The organism is Undibacterium sp. Di26W, assembly GCF_049340265.1.
Classification (GTDB): domain Bacteria; phylum Pseudomonadota; class Gammaproteobacteria; order Burkholderiales; family Burkholderiaceae_D; genus Undibacterium.
In genome coordinates, this window is the sequence record NZ_JBMPOR010000009.1 from 82,161 (window position 1) to 98,658 (window position 16,498).

The window sequence follows — 16,498 nt, forward strand, 5'->3', positions numbered from 1 at the left end:
AAGCGAACAAGTTCCCTATTCAATTGCTAACGGGCATTAATTCTCCGCATTGGGGTCATAATCTGGCAGGGGAGGCTCAATTTCTGAAATCTGATTGGGACCCAGACCGCGCGCTGTCACCAGGGCAGAACCGACTCTTTTCAGCATGCTTTCTGCAGTGTCTTTGTGGGCATTGGTCGTCAGTCCGGTGGAAAAGCTGACTTTCAGCCCCGGTGCCAGGCTTTCCCAATCCACCTGTTCGACCCGCAGTTTCAGGCGGGCGATCGCTTTGCGACTGGCTTCCAGCCAGGTGGTCGGCATGACAATGGCAAATTCATTGGCGGCGACGCGACCAAAGGAATCCAGGGTACGCAACATGGTCAGGGCCTCTTTGGATACCCTTTGCAAGACCTGGCGTGCCACCGCCTGGCCATGCTGTTCCAGTATCTGTTCCAGCCCGTCTATGGCGATGGAGGCCAGCGTGAAGGTATGTCCGGTACGAAAGGAGCGTGCAAGTTCGTTTTCCAGCATCCCCATCAATGAGCGGCGGTTCAAGGCATTGGTCAGGTGGTCGTGTCTGGCCATGCTGTCGAGTTGTGTCAGTACCGTTTCCAGCGCAGGTAACAAGTCGGCTTGCTGGCCTTCGTGACGAATTTGCTTGATCAATTGATCCAGTTGTTGTCGTGCATTCAGTAAAATTTGCGTGTTGTCCGTCGACATGTCCTCTCCAGCGATGATGGTTAGCGCCAGGCGCTACAATGGCACTTTACCATTGACCACCGTATTTCTGCCAAGAATGTTGCCTTCAAATCAAGTCTCACCCTGTCAGCGTGTGGAAAGCAGACATTTCCCCGGCATGGATTTATGGATCAAGCGCGATGACCTGCTGCATCCACAGGTGTCGGGCAACAAGTTCCGCAAGCTCAAATATCCTTTGCAGGCAGTGCAGGGCAGGGCGGTGCACATTGTGTCCATGGGCGGTATCTGGTCAAATCATTTGCATGCGCTGGCACATGCCTGCGCTATGGCCGGTGTGCCCGCCACGGCGCTGGTGCGCGGGGCGGAAGGCATGCAAAGCGCCATGCTGGATGATGTCCGCCTGCTAGGTATGCAGGTAAAGTTTGTCACGCGTGACGCTTACCGGCGCTTGCGTAATGAGCCAGACGCCTGGCGTCTTCATTTGCCTATGCCGGACCAGGACGTGCTGTGGCTGCCAGAGGGCGGCAGCAGTGCGCAGGCCTTGCGTGGCGTGGCCGAACTGGTGACCGAATTGCCCTTCATCCCCTCGCATATGATACTGGCCTGCGGCACTGGTGCGACCCTGGCCGGGGTGCTGGCGGGCCTGGCCGGTCGTTCCCAGGTCATAGGTGTGGCTGCCATCAGCAATGCGGGCTATCTGAAAGATGAGATCGCACGCCTGCTGACCGAGGCTGGCTATCCTGACTATCAAAATTATCAATTGTTGACTGAATCTCATCTCGGTGGCTATGCCCGTGTCACGCCAGAACTGACGGCTTTTTGTACTGATTTTGAAAACGAAACCGGTATTCCGCTAGAGCCTGTCTATACCGGGAAAATGCTGTTTGCGCTGCGTCAGTTGTGGCATGATGGCTGTTTGGCGGCAGATGCCAGCGTGCTTGCCATCCACACCGGTGGCTTGCAGGGCCGGCGTGGGTTTGCAGACATGAATACCTGAAGGCAAAATAAACATGAGACAACAGCAGGACCAGTACCGGCCAAGCAGCGCCAGACCCGACCGCAAACGCCATGGGCGTCTGGCCAGCGCATTGCTGTTTCTTTGCCTGGGTGGTCTGACTGTCGCCTGCCAGGCGGCTGATGCTCATTTGCGCGTTGCCGTGTATGAAAATCTGGATTATCCACTCAACATTTTCGACAAAAATCACCAATTGATTGGTGGTCTGCAAAAAGAATTTACTGACCTGCTGGCAAAAAAAATATCAGCGCGCGCCAGTTATGTTGCCTATTCACGACGCCGCATTGAACATGCCGTGATACAGGGTGACGCTGACCTGATGTGTTATTCCAGCCCCGGCTGGTTTGATTTGCCGAAAGAAGTCAACTGGTCCATACCGACTTTCCCGCAGGTGGAGAGAGTAGTGGTGATGGCAGACAAACCCGGTCTGGAAATTCTGCCGCAGCAACTGGAAGGTAAAAGGCTGGCAGTGCAACTGGGTTACCATTATCCACAGATAGGTACGCAACTGACAGAAGGAAAAATCAAACGCGTGGACCTGACAGATGTGCCAGGCATGTTTCGCATGCTGAGCCTGAGCGGGGCCGATGCCATGATCAGTTCGGACAGTGAAATCGAAGGTTATTTCAAAAATTACCCTGACAAACGCGCTTTGTACAAGGTATCAAAAACTGCTTTTTCGATCGTGCACACCCAGTGCGCGCTATCCCGCAAATCGGGCTGGAAGATAGAACAGATCAATGCCGCCATCCAGACCATGCAGGACAATGGTGATATGGAAAAGATCATGCACCGCTATGGACTTGCATCGCGCTAGCGTTTGGAATGACGCCACCACTCCGAACCTGTTTACGATCTGTAGCGAACGTGCGTGTATCAGCGGGGGCAAGGTAACAAAAGCGCAACGCAAAAAGCGGAATGTACTGAAGTACATGAGCATTTTGAGCAGCGCATGAGCCCCGCGTGGACTCCGATCACGCCCGCGCTTAAGATCGCAAACAGGTTCTCAGGATTAAGTTTGGAATTGCCTTGTCATTAGCGGTATCCTGCTGCCTTTACTATTTTCAACCATAGACGATGAAATCATTCCTGACCGCTGTGCTGATTTCGCTGATTGCACTGGTCGGTAGCTTGAGCTTGCCGGCGATGGCGGCAGCTGACCCGAATAAAGTCCTGCACCTGTCGTTTGAAGCTGCCGACGATGGCTTTGATGCCATGCGTACCAATAGCGCTTATTCCAACTGGGTGTCAGATGCCATTTTCGAGGGACTGGTCACGTATGATTACCTGGCACGTCCAGCCAGGCTGGTGCCCAACACCATCGTCGCCATGCCTGACATCAGTGATGACGGTAAAACCATGACTTTCAGGCTGAAGCAGGGAATTTATTTTGCACCTGACGCAGCTTTCAAGGGGCAGCGCCGGGAATTGCTGGCCAGTGATTATGCCTATACCTTCAAACGTCTGGTAGACCCCAATAATCGCTCCACGCAAGCGAGTATTGTGGAAGGCAAGATCATCGGTCTGGATGAGCTGATAGCCGCTGCCAAAAAATCTGGCAAGTTTGATTATGACAAGCCGGTTGCCGGCTTGGAAACACCCGACCGCTATACCCTGATCATTCGCTTGAAAGCACCAGACCTTGGCTTGATTTACTACTTTGCCAAACCCATGGGGGGCGCAGTTGCCCGTGAAGTGGTCGAACATTATGGCGAAGCCGTCAACCAGCACCCGGTAGGCACGGGTGCGTATATGCTCAAGCAATATGTGCCGCGCAGTAAAATCATCCTGGAAGCAAATCCCGAATACCGTGGTTTTGTCTGGGATTTCAAAGGCACCGGCAGCGACTGGGACAAACAGATCATCAAGGACATGCAGGGCAAGCACATGCCACAGGTCGGGCGTGTCGAGATTGCCATCATCGAAGAAGAACAGTCTCGCTGGCTGGCTTTTGATTCAGGACAACTGGATTTTGAAATGCTGGTACCGGCCGCTTCCGTCAAACTGCTGGACCAGGGCAAGTTAAAGCCGGAATATGAAGCCAAGGGCCTGCGCTTGTATCGTACCGTAGACCCTGGTATTACCCGTACTTTCTTCAATTTTCAGGACCCGACTGTAGGCGGTTATAGCAAGGAAAAAATCGCCTTGCGGCGTGCCATTGCCTTGTCCTTCAATCATCAGGAAGAAATTGACCAGGTCTGGTTTGGGCAGGCCATCAAGGCCAAATCCATGGTGCCACCCGATGTGGCAGGACATGACAGCAGCTACCGCAACAGCAATGTCTACGACCCCAAACTGGCTAACAAGCTGCTTGACAAATTCGGCTATAAACGTGGTGCAGATGGCTTTCGCAGCATGCCCGATGGTTCACCGCTGAAATTGCGCATCCATTCGGCACCCAGGACCAAGGACTATGCCCGCATGGAAGTCTGGAAGCGCTCGCTGGACAAGATAGGTATACGCGCAGAATTTCCGGTGGCCGGGTTTGCAGACAACCTGAAATCGGCCTACCAGTGCAAGCTCATGATGTTTGGCATGGGGTATATCGCCGACATCCCGGACGGCATGGATTTCATGGAACTGTATTACGGCAATAATGCCTATCGCGGTAATCATGGCTGCTATAAATCGGCAGCTTTCGATGCTGCCTATGAAAAAGCCCGCCTGATGCCGAATGGACCTGAACGCCAGAAAGTATTCAACACCATGGAGAGATTGCTGGAAGCCGATACCGTACACAGTCTGGAACTCTGGCGTGTACGCAACTGGTTGATACAGCCCTGGGTCAAGGGCTATAAAACCCACCCCATCATGCGTGGGGACTGGCGTTTCCTGGATGTGGAAAAGAGCAAATAAGTCGTCAGCTTATCCAAACACGGGTTTGAAAAAACTGCGTTCATAACTGACGATGCATTTGTTTTCTTCGGCAAATTTGAACGCAGCCTGGCATTCTGCGTCGTCCATCATCTGTATGCGGTATTGTTCATACGTCGCCAGACTGGGAAAGCTAAATAGTGCCAGCGCGACATTATTCGCACCTTCAGAAGGCAGGAAATAGCCATGGTGCTGGCCACCAAATTTTGTAACTAAGGGTATCCAGAGTTTGCCGTAATGTTCAAACTCTTTCAGCTTGGCGGGATCGATGATATAGCGGATGTAGCAGGTGATCATGATATGGGTCGGCAGGTTGGAAGATGTTGTTTGCCTGTCAGGGGAGCGTGGCAACGGCCCCTCTCCCTGGCAGGCGTTGACCGGTTCAGGCCCCGAAAAACAATCTGCTCTCGAAAAACAAACCCTTCAGGCGTTTGCGGAATATGGCGAGGGCCAGGGCCAGCAGCACCACCAGTACATTAAAACCGAGTATCCTGGTGCCGCCCAGATCGACAAAGGGGAGGGCATTGGAGGGCATGGTGGCAGCGTACAGGCCACGATCGTAACTGGCGCCTATCACCTGTCCGGCGTTGTTGATGGCATTCGTCAGGTACAGGCTTTTGCCTGCCGGGTGCAAGACCATCTTGTTGTCGCGCCAGACGAAGGACAAACGCATATCCAGCGTATCAACCACTCCCACTACGTGGCCTTCATTATTGATGCCGGTGGCGAAGCTGTCGCCGAACCCTATCTTGTCGCCCAGGTCCACCATCCTGGTGCCGTCATATACAAAGGCATGCCAGCGCCGGTCTTTGGTTTCCGATGTACCGACCACTACACCCTTGTCATTAATGGCCGTCGCCGAACTGTAGCGGCCGCCTATCGTGCCAAGGTCTACCATGCCTTTGGTGTTGTCATACAAAAAAGCATGGCGTGAGCCATCGGCTACCATGGCCGTGCCAGCCACCTGGCCCAGGTTATTGATACCGCTGGCATAGCTGACTTTACCGCCCAGGGTACCCAGGTCTTTCAGTGCTTCGCCAGGTGTGTACAGGAAGGCGTGCCAGTCACGGCTGGGGGTATCTGCAAAGCCCACTGCCAGGCCAGCGTTGTTGAGTGCTGTACCATAGCTGCTGGGGCCACCCAGGGTGCCCAGGTCTTGCGTGCCATGGTCGCGGCTGCGGATGAATGCTCTCCAGGACTGGTTTTTTTTTGAAGAACCGACCACCGCGCCTTTGTCATTGATACGCTTGGCTTCACTTTCGGTTTCGCCCGGCATTTCAAGCTTGATCAGCTTGCCGTTTTCAAAAAACACGGCATGGGGTGTGCCGTCTTTTTCCTTGATCACGGCAGCAACCTGGCCTGCCGCATTCATGTCATAGGCGATCGATTCACCGTACTGTTTTCGTTCTATACCCAGGGAATGGCTGGTGGCAGCGGCTTCGCCACCAATCAGCGCCAACAGCAACAAACCACTACGCAATGCATGAGGCATACGAGCATCCTTTCTGAAGGAGTTTTGTGCGGGAGAATTGCTGACGAATATACAGATTTATTGCTTGGTGATAAAGATAAATTATTATCTCTGTTCTTACCGGCTGTTTTATCATCAATCGACCAGCGCGCAGATTTTTTTCTGCGTGGTGGCCGATTGTGTCTGTCTTATTCCTTGGTCGGGCGATACTTGCGTGCCCAGCTGGCAAAGGCACCAACGCTGCGGGTCTGTATCCACAACTTGCCTTCTCCCTTGAAGCGGCAGACGAAGCCTTCGCCAGAGAAGAACAGGGATTTGTAGCCGCCGACTTTGCTGACGCTGTATTCCAGGCCATCGGTAAAGGCGACGATGTTGCCGGTGTCGACGACATAACCATCCTTGACGTCGATTTCTATGATGGCACCGTAGCTGTTGAGCCACAGGTCACCTTCGCCGGAGGCACGGATCAGGAACAGGCTTTCGCCGGAGAAGAAGCCCTTGGTGAAGCCCTGCCATTTGGTTTCTATGGTGATGCCAGGGGTGCTGGCGACAAAGGCACCGCTTTGCAGGTACAGGGTTTCGCCGCGCAGATAGCGGTGGATCAGGTCACCTGGCGTGGCAGGGGCGATGCCGATTTCGCCCGGGCCGTTTTCAGCGGTGAATTCATTGAGGAACAGGTTTTCACCTGACAGCATGCGTGAGATGCCGCCTTTCATCTTGGTTTTCATGACCAGGTTGGTGTCCATGGTGGCCATGGCGCTGGCTTCGACTTTCAGTGTTTTTCCGGTCGGTATATCGACAGTCAGAAAACCAAAATCCGGGCGGCCATCGATCTTGAATTTCAGGCCATCAAACGTGACAGCTGCGGCTGGCTTGGCGGGCTCAATCGCGGCGCGGGTGACCGGCGGCGCTTGTCGGGCAAGTGCCGGTGGGGCAGTATCAGGGGCAGGAGCAGGTGTCGACACCGGTACCGATGCAGGGGCAGTGTCGGTTGTGTTGGCTTCTTCTGCCTGGTCTTTCAGTATCACTTTCAAACCGGCTTTTTCTATGGTCTGGCGATATTTTTCTGCGGTCGCCGCATCCAGTCCACGCTTGATGATACGTGGTGCGGTCTCGAGCAATTGTTTAGCCTGTTCGCCGGGCAACTTGAACAGTTTTTCTACCGTTGCGCAAGCTTGCTCGAAGCTGACGCCTTCTGCCAGTTCACCGGTGAGGACGATATCTATATTGGTATTATTCATGGCTGTCCTTATGGTTAGCTGCCTGGCTTGAGGTCGGGGCCGAGCAGGTTGCCGAAACTGCTTTCATTGTGCGACTGGCACCAGACCGTGCCACGGCCAGAAAATTTACACACCAGACCTTCACCACCGAGTATGGATTGCAACCAGCTCTTGCCAGCCTTGGTGATGGAGAATTGCAGGGTCTCGCTGAAGGCCACGATATGGCCGGTATCGACGATGTAATCACCATCGATTTCTATTGGGTAAATGGCACCGAAAGAAGACAGGACGGCAGTTCCCTTGCCTTTCAGCTTAAGCCAGAAAATGCTTTCACCTGACAGCAGCGATTTGAAACCCTGCCAGCCCAGGTCGATTTCTATGCCTTCGTCGCACGCGAGGAAGGAACCGCCCTGCACGATCAGATTGTCGTTGTTCAAAGGCAGCACCACCATGTCACCCGCCAGGTCAGTACCCAGCCAGACTTCACCCGGCGTACTTTGCGGTTCAAAATGATTCAGGAACAGGGATTCACCACCCAGCAAACGCTTGGCCGCTTTCAACAGCGAGCCGCCTTGTTTCTTATGGGTGGTGGTAGTGATTTGCATATTGCTGCTCATGGCCAGCATGGCACCGGATTCGGCGGTACATACTTCACCAGGACGCAGGCTGACTTTGGCGGCGGTATTGCCAGGCTGACTGACTAATTCTACTTGCATGATCGCGCCCTCTTATAATTTGGGATTGAGCCAACCAGCCAGGCTGGAAATGCTGCGGGTTTGTATGATGATCTTGCCTTTGCCACTGACGCGTGTCACCAGGCCTTCACCACCCAGGAAGCTGGAAAACAGGCCGCCCGCCAGTTGCAGGTTCAGGCGCAGGGATGGTTCATAGGCCACCAGGTGACTGGTATCGACGATGTATTCGCCATTCACTTCTTTTTCCAGTAACGCGCCATACGCACCAAACCAGACCTTGCCGTTACCGCTGACCTTGATGCGGAACAAACCTTCACGCGCGATCCAGGACGCAAAACCGGCAAAACCCAGACCAATTTTGACGCCCTCTTCGCAAGCCAGGAAAGCACCGGGCTGCAGGTAATAGAGTTCGTCATTCAATTCCTTGCACAGGATTTCACCTGGCGTAGGCTGGACGATGGTGATGCGGCGTGCTGCGCCAGTTGCGTTCTTGAAACGGCTGATGAACAGTGATTCGTCACCCAGGTACTTACGCAACAGGCCCTGGATCAGGCCGCCATTGAAATGCGCTGTCAAATCCAGGCTGGCATCCATGCTGGACATGGCATCGGGTTCAGTCAACAGGCTTTCACCCGGTTCGAGTTCTATCTCGACATAGGAAAAAGCATGTCCTCCCTTGATATTTGCTTTCACTGCGACACTCCTTTTGATTGGTCAGGATGCTGCTACTGACGGTTTTTCTGGTGTTGTTTCCGGTTTTTTGGGTTCTGCTTCAGACGATGCGGCGACAAATTTCTTGACGGCTTCCTGCAAGTCCCTGAAGGCGACTTCCTGATTCACGTATTGTCCCTTGGATTGACCGATCAGACTACGCAAATTTGTCAGGCGCTTCTCGCTGGCGGGATGGGTGCTGAGCAAGCCTATGGCTTTTTTGTAAGCTTCCCGTGCCTGTTTGTTATCGATTTTTTCCATGGCGGCTTTTTCTTCTGCAATCATGCGTTCAAAAAAGCGTGGTAAACCTTCCGGATTGATATGCGCGCGTTGTAGCAAGATCACAGCTTTTTCATCGGCGTCGGTTTCAAATTGACGTGAATATTGCTGGCTGAGCAGCATGGGGGCTGCACTACCCACTGTGGCCAGCAAGCCGCTGACATCACCGAATACCGCGCTGGCTACCAGGTAGATGCCGGCATTGCTGATGATGCTGCGCATGCCATGTCTATGTTCGACATGGCTGATCTCATGTGCCAGCACACCCAGCAATTCTTCTGCACTGCCCGCCTTCAGGATCAGGCCGGAATTGATGGTGACATAGCCACCCGGCAGCGCAAAGGCATTGGTGCTGCTGTCATTGGCGATGACGATGGTGTAGTGGTAAGGCGAATCTTGCAGGGACTGCAGCAAGGGCGCAGTCAGGGGCTTGAGCAAAACTTCGGCTTCCGCCTTGGGCATGTGCTTGTTTTCCAGCGCTTGTTCAGCGGCGACACCTGCGCCCAGTTTTTCTTCCCATTGCACTGGTATTTTCCTGGCCGCATAGTCAGAGAAACTACCCATTTGCCATAGCAGGCCGAGAGGCAGTGCGAGCAGCAGCAAGCTCAGCCCCAGCAGTATGCCCCAGCCCTGCGCGCGCTTGCGGCGGGCCACGCCTATCTGGCGCGAGCACTCAGGGTGGGCACGCAAAATGGGGTTGTCCAGTATGCCCAGATCACTGGTGTAAAGTACCAGATCAGGTTTATCCAGGTGCTTGATGAAGATCAGTTTGTTGGCGGCCCCACCCAATGTCAGTTCCAGCCTGGCAAACGGCAGGGTGCCGACCAGTGATGCCACTTGATAGCTCAGCCCCGTTTGCGTCAGTTGTAGTTCACCCGTATCGCGGCCACCGGGCAGGGATGCATGAAAGGCATGACATGGATAAGTGCTGGAGATGAGCGCCGCTGCGTCCATGAATGTCCTGTGTGATGATGAAAAGAAACTGCATATTGCCTGATGTTGACGCATGTTTGAACAACTTTGGCCAATTGCTGGCTGAATTATAAATCAGGCATTCTCTCTTTTTGATATTGTTTTCGTCATGTACATCATGCGTGGATAGCATATAGACGGGCAGCGGCGTCGCGCTGCCTGTCCTTCAAGTTCTCAAAATGGCCGCGGCTTGTTGCCGGATTTTTTATGGGTTTGACCCATGCTGCAAGATCATACCCGGCTGTAACAGGTTCTAAGCTGTTACCAAGCCAGTGCTGCCAGTAGTCACAATAATAACAAAAAAATAACGATATTTGGTGAGCTTCATAGCAGGCAGGATGTCCTGACAGGCAGGAAATTTCCCTCAGTTCAAGCCATGAGAGTAAACTACGGCCATTAATATCTTGTCGCATCCTGCGATACGAGCGAACGAGCGAGCATCGCCATGTCTGAAACCAAACCCCCGATTACTTTTGAAGACCTGCTATTGAGTGCGCCCATCATGCGCGCCTTGCAGGACGTAGGCTATGAAACACCGTCGCCGATACAGGCGGCCACCATCCCGATTTTGCTGTCCAACCGTGACGTATTGGGTCAGGCCCAGACCGGTACCGGCAAAACCGCCGCTTTTGCCCTGCCCATCCTGTCGCGCATCGATATCCGCCAGACCACGCCGCAAGCGCTGGTGCTGGCCCCGACACGTGAATTGGCAATACAGGTTGCCGAAGCTTTCCAGACTTATGCGCGGCATATTCCCGGTTTCCATGTGCTGCCTATCTATGGTGGCCAGAGCTATGGCCCGCAACTGTCGGCCTTGCGCCGTGGCGTGCATGTGGTGGTGGGTACACCGGGCCGTGTCATCGACCATCTGGACAAGGGCACGCTGGATTTATCTGCCCTGAAAACCCTGGTGCTGGATGAAGCCGATGAAATGTTGCGCATGGGCTTTATTGATGATGTAGAACGCATCCTGCAAGAAACGCCGGAGAATCGTCAAACGGCGCTGTTTTCGGCCACCATGCCTTCTGCCATCAAGCGTATTGCCCAGACTTACCTGAACAAACCGGCAGAAGTGACAGTCGCCGCCAAGACCGGCACTGCCGACAATATCCGCCAGCGTTACTGGCTGGTCAGCGGCATGCACAAGCTCGATGCGCTGACACGCATACTGGAAGCCGAGACTTTCGACGGCATGATCATTTTTGCCCGCACCAAGCTGGGCACCGAAGAACTGGCCGCCAGGCTGGATGCAAGAGGCTTCTCGGTTGCCGCCATCAATGGCGACATCAACCAGCAACAGCGCGAACGCACTATCCAGCAATTGAAAGACGGCAAGATCGATATCCTGGTGGCGACCGATGTCGCTGCCCGTGGTCTGGACGTGGAACGTATCAGCCATGTCATCAACTATGACGTGCCGTATGACCCGGAAAGCTATACCCACCGCATAGGCCGTACCGGTCGTGCCGGTCGCAGTGGTGAAGCCATCCTGTTCATCACCCCGCGTGAAAAGAACCTGTTGAAGGCGATAGAAAGAGCCACCCGCCAGCCCGTATCACCACTGGAATTACCAACCATACAGACGGTCAATGATGTCCGTATCGCCCGCTTCAAGGACCAGATTTCAGCCACCCTGGCACTCGGTGGTCTGGAACAGTTCACTTCCCTGATCGAAGATTTTGAACGTGAGCAAAATATCCCCGCAGTGGAAATTGCTGCTGCACTGGCCAAAATGGCGCGCGGTGATGAACCTTTGCTGCTGGATAAAAACCGCAAGGAAACCAAGACTGACGATAGCTGGCGTGATGAACGTCCGGCGCGCTCTGAACGTGGTGACCGTGGCGATAGAGGTGACCGGGGCGATCGTTTTGAACGTGCACCGCGTGAAGACCGTGGCGCACGCCGTGAACACAGCCCGCGTACACCAGAACCTGGCATGCAGACTTTCCGCATCGCAGTTGGGCATGACCACGGCGTCAAGCCCGGCAATATCGTCGGTGCGATTGCCAATGAAGCGAATATAGAATCCAAGTTTATCGGCCGTATCGATATCTATGATGACTACACCATCCTTGATCTGCCAGACAATCTGCCTGGCGACATGATGGAACATCTGAGTTCGGTACGTGTTGCCGGTCAGGCTTTACGCATCAGTGCAGAAAAAGGCAATGGCGGCAGTGCTGCATCATCCCGCTCGGCACCACGTGCTGCGCGTGAAGAAGCACCTCGCGAACGCACGCCCCGTGCATCCAGTGCCCCTAGTGTTGCCGAAGCAGCACCGGCCAGCAAGCTGAATCAGGTAGTAGACCGTGCCGCCCGTGCACCAGCGGAAGACGAGCGTCCGGCCAAGCCGAAAAAAGACAAAGCCGACGGCAAGGGCAAGGTCAGCATCCCCATGCAGACTTACCGTATCGAAGTCGGCAAGGCAGATGCCGTTACTCCCAGCAATATCGTTGGTGCGATTGCCAATGAAGCCGGTCTGGAAGCCAAGCACATAGGCCGTATCGATATTTTCGACAGCTATAGCACACTGGATTTACCGGATGGCATGCCCAAGGAATTGCTGAAACAGTTGAAGGCAGTCTGGGTCGCCGGCAAGCAAATCCAGATTAGCCCGGTGGGCGAAGACCATGTGCGTAAGCCCGTGCCAGCAAACCAGCCATCACCTTTCGGCCCCAAAAAAGCTGGCGGTGATCGCCGCGTAACAGAAAAAGCCAAGGGTTATGGGTCAGGCAAACCGGCAGCAGCCAAGCCACATCGCAAGGGCCCTAAAGCCTGAGTATGCTAGCCGTGCCTGGTTTGATGTGGGGAAGGTATTGCTCAAGTAATAGGACTTGTTTACTGGATCACCTGCCTATTTGACATCCGCGACATCCGCGATATCCGACACCGGCACTGCCAGCCGGTCCGGGTTGCTGATACCGGCAATCCGGGTCAGGGTTTGGGTCAGCACAGCTACATCCTGATCGAAGGCAGTATGCGCCGACGGTATGCTGTGTTTGCCGTCATGCATGTATTTGTCGTGAATGATGTGCAGGGTGGCGGCCTGTTTTTTGTTCAGGCCCGCACCGCTGCTGGCAAAGCCTGAGGGTATTTTCCTGGCCCAGTAAAACTGGTTCCAGCTTTGCAGGCTGCGCATGCTGGCATGGTTCCATTGGCCGTTTTGCTGGTTCTTGCCAGCAAAGCTGTCCGCATCGAAACTGGCTGCCATGCCCAGCAGGGGCGTCTTGTGCTGGCTTTCAAGCGCCCTTGCGATCAGATACAGCATGGATTTTTGATAGATGCCGCCGACATTATCGTCCTGTTCGCGCGTGTCTGACAGCAGATGGATATGAAAGCTTTGTCGCGGTAACAGGCCGGAGCGCATGGCCGGGCGGTAAGTGTTGTCAGCGAAAGCAATACTGCAGGCTGGTGCATACAGGCTGCAGGTGTTGACCGGCAGCTTGTGCTGGTGCAGCAGGCCCAGCAAATGCCCATGCAGGATGGCACCGGCAGAATGGCCTATCAAGTGGATTTCCAACCTGTCCTGGCCGATGGCGTGCCGCAGTTCTTGCAGGTATTTTGCCAGCACATACAGCCCGCGTGGCGGGTCGCCATCTTCTGCCGCTTGCGCGGCATTCATCTTCATCTGCACCCATAAACCCTTGGCACCGGATGATTCGCAGGCAGCCTCCAGCGTGCGGTCGAGTGCTTCCTGGGCGGCCTTGTTGATGCCTGGCGCATGGTCCTGCATCTTGTCTTGTAGTATGTTGTCGAGGGCAGGGCCAAGGCCAGTCTTCCAACTGATGAACAGCGGGTAAATGCCATTTGCCAGAAAATACGGGGCCAGGGCAGCACTGCGTTGCAGGCTGGCTGCTTCGCTATCCATGCCGGCCAGGGCATATAGCACCAGCTTCAATTTTTTATTGCTACCCAGATTCGCCAGCCAGGCTTGTGGCGCATGCAGCACCACCTGCTCTGCCGCTGCCAGGGCATTGGCGGCACCCAGCAGGCGTTGTATCAGCCCGCCATCATTGCCCAGGACCAGCGTCAGGCCATAGGCCTGGTCTGGGCTCAGACTGGGTGGCCCGGCCTTGCCGGTGGCATGCTGTGCATGTGGCCGGACTGCGGAACCACTGCTACGGTATGCCGGTAAAGCCGGTAATGTGGTCAGCCTGGCGGCACGTGGATTGCTGCTATGCCAGTGATGGACAATAGAGGGTCGTTCGATTGCCACCCCCAGCGATATCGCCCAGGCATCGCCGCCATAGGTGATCCAGTCATCATAGGTGAGTATCGCAAAACCCTGATGGCCCCAGTCTTTACCCCAGGAATTTTGCACGATGAAACCCTGGTCGGTGTAACCGAGTATGGCGTAGGCATGTCCGCTGGTGGGCCCGCTGTCAAAGGGGATGACCGGCAACTGTGTAAAGCTGGCTGCGGCATTGGCTTTGTTGTCCTGCTCCAGCGCCCAGCCCGGATGTACCCTGCCAGACACATAAATGGCACCGACTTCCAGCAGGGCAGCCTGCATGTCAGTGACGGAATCCTTATCGATGCGGTGATACACACCCAGTGGTCGTTGCAAGGCTTCTTGCGCCCAGCCTTCGCGCGGTGCTTCAAAGGCAGGGGCCTTGTCGTTTCTATTCACGGTGTAGGGCCATAAATCGCGTCGGCACACACCATGTTTGTGCCAGCCCTTGAGCGCGCCGCGACAACTCGAGCCGGTATAGTCTTCGCCTGCCCATTCGTCATAAAACTTGGCCAGGTGATACAGCATGCGCGGGCTGCATTGCGGGCTTTCAGGGTCACGCAGCCAGAACAGATAATTGATGATGGCGGCCAGGCCAAAGCCTGTACATGCACCGTCGCTGCCCTGGTTCAATATCATGCCGGCTTTGACATACTCGGGGAATACACTGCTGATGGTCGCCGCAGACGGATGGCAGGGTGGCAGATTGCTGATGCGTGGTGTGTACAGGCGGTCACGGATGTCGAGCCGGTCCGGACGTGCATCCAGCGACAGTGTGGTGGTATTGAACCGGAATGGACTGGTAGGCATGCGGTTTCCTGGCGATGTTGACTCTGACGTGAATTACTTGAATTGCTTAATTTGCAATCGCAAAGTGTCGCAGGAAAGTCGCCGCTTGGCAATACCGGGCAGGGGGAGGTGGGAGATAAGGAAAGGGAGTGTTGCTAAAGAGACTGACAGCCCGATGATGCATGGCTGCCAGTCTTCCACATCCGCCAGACCATGCTGGCGAATGCGGCTGATGCATGTTACTTGCTAATGATTACTTCTTCACTTCGACAGAAGCCGATGCGGAAGCAGCAGCTGGGGCAGCGGCGGAAGCAGAAGCCGAGGCAGAAGCGGTCGGCGTAACCGTCAGCGCGCCTGGGGCGGCAGCAGCGGAAGCAGGTGCTGGTGCACTACCCTTGATTTCTATCTTGGCTTTTGCTTTCAGGTCATCCAGCATGGCTTTCAGGTTTTGCTGTTGCAACTGCTGAGTCAGGCCAGCTTTGACATCTTCCAGTGTCGGCGGTGTCAGTGGACGGCTGTCGTCAAGGATGATGACGTGATAGCCGAACTGGGATTTCACCGGTTCTTCAGTGAACTTGCCTTTTTCCAGTTTGGCGACTGCAGCGCCAAATTCCGGCACCATGCCACGTGGGTTGAACCAGCCCAGATCGCCGCCTTTGTCTTTGGAGCCAGGATCTTTGGATTTGGATTTTGCCAGGCCGTCAAAAAGTTTGACGTCTTTCTTGATCTTGGCGATGATGTCTTTGGCTTCATCTTCCTTGGCGACCAGGATGTGGCGGGCCTTGTATTCATTGCCGCCGGCTGTGGCCTTGAATTTTTCGTATTCGGCTTTCAGCGCATCGTCACTGACGGCGGCTGTCTTGATATAGTCTTTGACATAGGCATTGGCCAGGATCGACTGTTTGGTCATTTCCAGTTGGTCAGCCACTTCCGGTGATTTGTCCAGGCCCTTGGTGACAGCCAGTTGGGCAACCAGGATTTGCATGGACAGGTTTTCAATCACCATCTTGCGTGTTTCTGGCGTATCAGGCATGCCCTGGCCGGCCTGTTGCTGCATGATCTGGTCAAGCTGCTTCTTGCTGATGGGGGTACCATTCACGGTCGCTGCCACTTCGGAACTACTGGCGGCAGCCGCCGAGGCGGATGCCGGTGCCGACGCTGTTTTTGCAGCATCTTTATCATTACAGGCGCTGAGTACCAACAGGGCAAGCGCGCTACCCAGAACAACGCGGGATTTAATTGACATACGAATTCCTTCAATATTGAGCTGAATCACAGCACGGATCATGAGCACATGTAGCGAAACCTGCATGCGACGAATAAAAAATGACGGTGAATTTTACTCGTGATTATGCTTGTTTTGCCAGAAATTCATTTTTACTTACCAATTAATGAGCATATTAATGAGCAACTATCCCAGTGCTCATCCGGCGTGTTGGCCTGTATTGACCATCAGTCATCTTCATTTTTCAGATAAATTTCCGGTAAATGCTGGAAAATTTGCTGAATTCACCTGAAAATAAGGAACAAAAGCACAATTATTAACTCCAAGCAATGCTTATC

At 54.4% G+C, this 16,498-nt stretch carries 13 protein-coding genes; 4 read left to right on the forward strand and 9 right to left on the reverse strand.

Annotated features, from left to right (window positions below):
• Positions 1-36: 36 nt before the first annotated feature.
• On the reverse strand, positions 37-699 hold the full coding sequence (locus ACO0LM_RS12930) for a GGDEF domain-containing protein (protein ID WP_423037684.1): 663 nt from the start codon (positions 697-699) through the stop codon (positions 37-39).
• 112 nt (positions 700-811) lie between these two features.
• Between ACO0LM_RS12930 and ACO0LM_RS12935 the strand changes: the two genes are divergently transcribed.
• The 3 genes from ACO0LM_RS12935 (at position 812) to ACO0LM_RS12945 (ending at position 4,549) form a co-directional block, all read left to right on the forward strand.
• Positions 812-1,675 (forward strand): 1-aminocyclopropane-1-carboxylate deaminase/D-cysteine desulfhydrase, encoded by an 864-nt coding sequence (locus tag ACO0LM_RS12935; protein ID WP_423037686.1) that lies wholly within the window; start codon positions 812-814, stop codon positions 1,673-1,675.
• A 13-nt stretch (positions 1,676-1,688) separates the two neighbouring features.
• Positions 1,689-2,510 (forward strand): substrate-binding periplasmic protein, encoded by an 822-nt coding sequence (locus ACO0LM_RS12940; RefSeq protein ID WP_423037688.1) that lies wholly within the window; start codon positions 1,689-1,691, stop codon positions 2,508-2,510.
• 260 nt (positions 2,511-2,770) lie between these two features.
• On the forward strand, positions 2,771-4,549 hold the full coding sequence (locus ACO0LM_RS12945) for an ABC transporter substrate-binding protein (RefSeq protein WP_423037690.1): 1,779 nt from the start codon (positions 2,771-2,773) through the stop codon (positions 4,547-4,549).
• 9 nt (positions 4,550-4,558) lie between these two features.
• Here ACO0LM_RS12945 and ACO0LM_RS12950 read toward each other — a convergent pair whose 3' ends face one another.
• The 6 genes from ACO0LM_RS12950 to ACO0LM_RS12975 form a co-directional block, all read right to left on the reverse strand.
• Positions 4,559-4,864: an NIPSNAP family protein gene (locus ACO0LM_RS12950; protein ID WP_423037810.1), complete on the reverse strand. Its 306-nt coding sequence runs from the start codon at positions 4,862-4,864 to the stop codon at positions 4,559-4,561.
• 85 nt (positions 4,865-4,949) lie between these two features.
• The gene (locus ACO0LM_RS12955) at positions 4,950-6,059 is read right to left on the reverse strand and encodes an HAF repeat-containing protein (RefSeq protein ID WP_423037692.1); all 1,110 of its coding nucleotides are present in this window, start codon (positions 6,057-6,059) and stop codon (positions 4,950-4,952) included.
• A gap of 167 nt (positions 6,060-6,226) precedes the next feature.
• Positions 6,227-7,279 (reverse strand): TIGR00266 family protein, encoded by a 1,053-nt coding sequence (locus tag ACO0LM_RS12960; RefSeq protein ID WP_423037694.1) that lies wholly within the window; start codon positions 7,277-7,279, stop codon positions 6,227-6,229.
• Positions 7,280-7,293: 14 nt separating this feature from the next.
• Positions 7,294-7,974 carry a TIGR00266 family protein gene (locus ACO0LM_RS12965; protein ID WP_423037696.1) on the reverse strand — a complete coding sequence of 227 codons (681 nt, stop codon included), beginning with the start codon at positions 7,972-7,974 and terminating at the stop codon, positions 7,294-7,296.
• Positions 7,975-7,986: 12 nt separating this feature from the next.
• Positions 7,987-8,646 (reverse strand): TIGR00266 family protein, encoded by a 660-nt coding sequence (locus ACO0LM_RS12970; protein ID WP_423037698.1) that lies wholly within the window; start codon positions 8,644-8,646, stop codon positions 7,987-7,989.
• Between the two features lie 21 nt (positions 8,647-8,667).
• On the reverse strand, positions 8,668-9,897 hold the full coding sequence (locus ACO0LM_RS12975) for a M48 family metallopeptidase (RefSeq protein WP_423037699.1): 1,230 nt from the start codon (positions 9,895-9,897) through the stop codon (positions 8,668-8,670).
• A 463-nt stretch (positions 9,898-10,360) separates the two neighbouring features.
• On the opposite strand from ACO0LM_RS12975, the gene ACO0LM_RS12980 reads away from it, so the two are divergent.
• On the forward strand, positions 10,361-12,694 hold the full coding sequence (locus tag ACO0LM_RS12980; protein ID WP_423037701.1) for a DEAD/DEAH box helicase: 2,334 nt from the start codon (positions 10,361-10,363) through the stop codon (positions 12,692-12,694).
• Between the two features lie 75 nt (positions 12,695-12,769).
• On the opposite strand, the gene ACO0LM_RS12985 is transcribed toward ACO0LM_RS12980, so the two are convergent.
• Together ACO0LM_RS12985 and ACO0LM_RS12990 are read right to left on the reverse strand one after the other, a co-directional pair.
• Complete coding sequence (locus ACO0LM_RS12985) at positions 12,770-14,956, reverse strand: C1 family peptidase (protein ID WP_423037703.1); 2,187 nt, start codon at positions 14,954-14,956, stop codon at positions 12,770-12,772.
• 232 nt (positions 14,957-15,188) lie between these two features.
• Positions 15,189-16,181 carry a peptidylprolyl isomerase gene (locus ACO0LM_RS12990; RefSeq protein ID WP_423037705.1) on the reverse strand — a complete coding sequence of 331 codons (993 nt, stop codon included), beginning with the start codon at positions 16,179-16,181 and terminating at the stop codon, positions 15,189-15,191.
• Positions 16,182-16,498: the final 317 nt, after the last annotated feature.

Coding starts and splice junctions, on each gene's coding strand:
- ACO0LM_RS12945 (WP_423037690.1), top strand. CDS start 2,771: ATGAAATCATTCCTGACCGCTGTGCTGATTTCGCTGATTGCACTGGTC.
- ACO0LM_RS12950 (WP_423037810.1), bottom strand. CDS start 4,864: ATGATCACCTGCTACATCCGCTATATCATCGATCCCGCCAAGCTGAAA.
- ACO0LM_RS12960 (WP_423037694.1), bottom strand. CDS start 7,279: ATGAATAATACCAATATAGATATCGTCCTCACCGGTGAACTGGCAGAA.
- ACO0LM_RS12985 (WP_423037703.1), bottom strand. CDS start 14,956: ATGCCTACCAGTCCATTCCGGTTCAATACCACCACACTGTCGCTGGAT.
- ACO0LM_RS12955 (WP_423037692.1), bottom strand. CDS start 6,059: ATGCCTCATGCATTGCGTAGTGGTTTGTTGCTGTTGGCGCTGATTGGT.
- ACO0LM_RS12975 (WP_423037699.1), bottom strand. CDS start 9,897: ATGGACGCAGCGGCGCTCATCTCCAGCACTTATCCATGTCATGCCTTT.
- ACO0LM_RS12940 (WP_423037688.1), top strand. CDS start 1,689: ATGAGACAACAGCAGGACCAGTACCGGCCAAGCAGCGCCAGACCCGAC.
- ACO0LM_RS12990 (WP_423037705.1), bottom strand. CDS start 16,181: ATGTCAATTAAATCCCGCGTTGTTCTGGGTAGCGCGCTTGCCCTGTTG.
- ACO0LM_RS12965 (WP_423037696.1), bottom strand. CDS start 7,974: ATGCAAGTAGAATTAGTCAGTCAGCCTGGCAATACCGCCGCCAAAGTC.
- ACO0LM_RS12980 (WP_423037701.1), top strand. CDS start 10,361: ATGTCTGAAACCAAACCCCCGATTACTTTTGAAGACCTGCTATTGAGT.
- ACO0LM_RS12930 (WP_423037684.1), bottom strand. CDS start 699: ATGTCGACGGACAACACGCAAATTTTACTGAATGCACGACAACAACTG.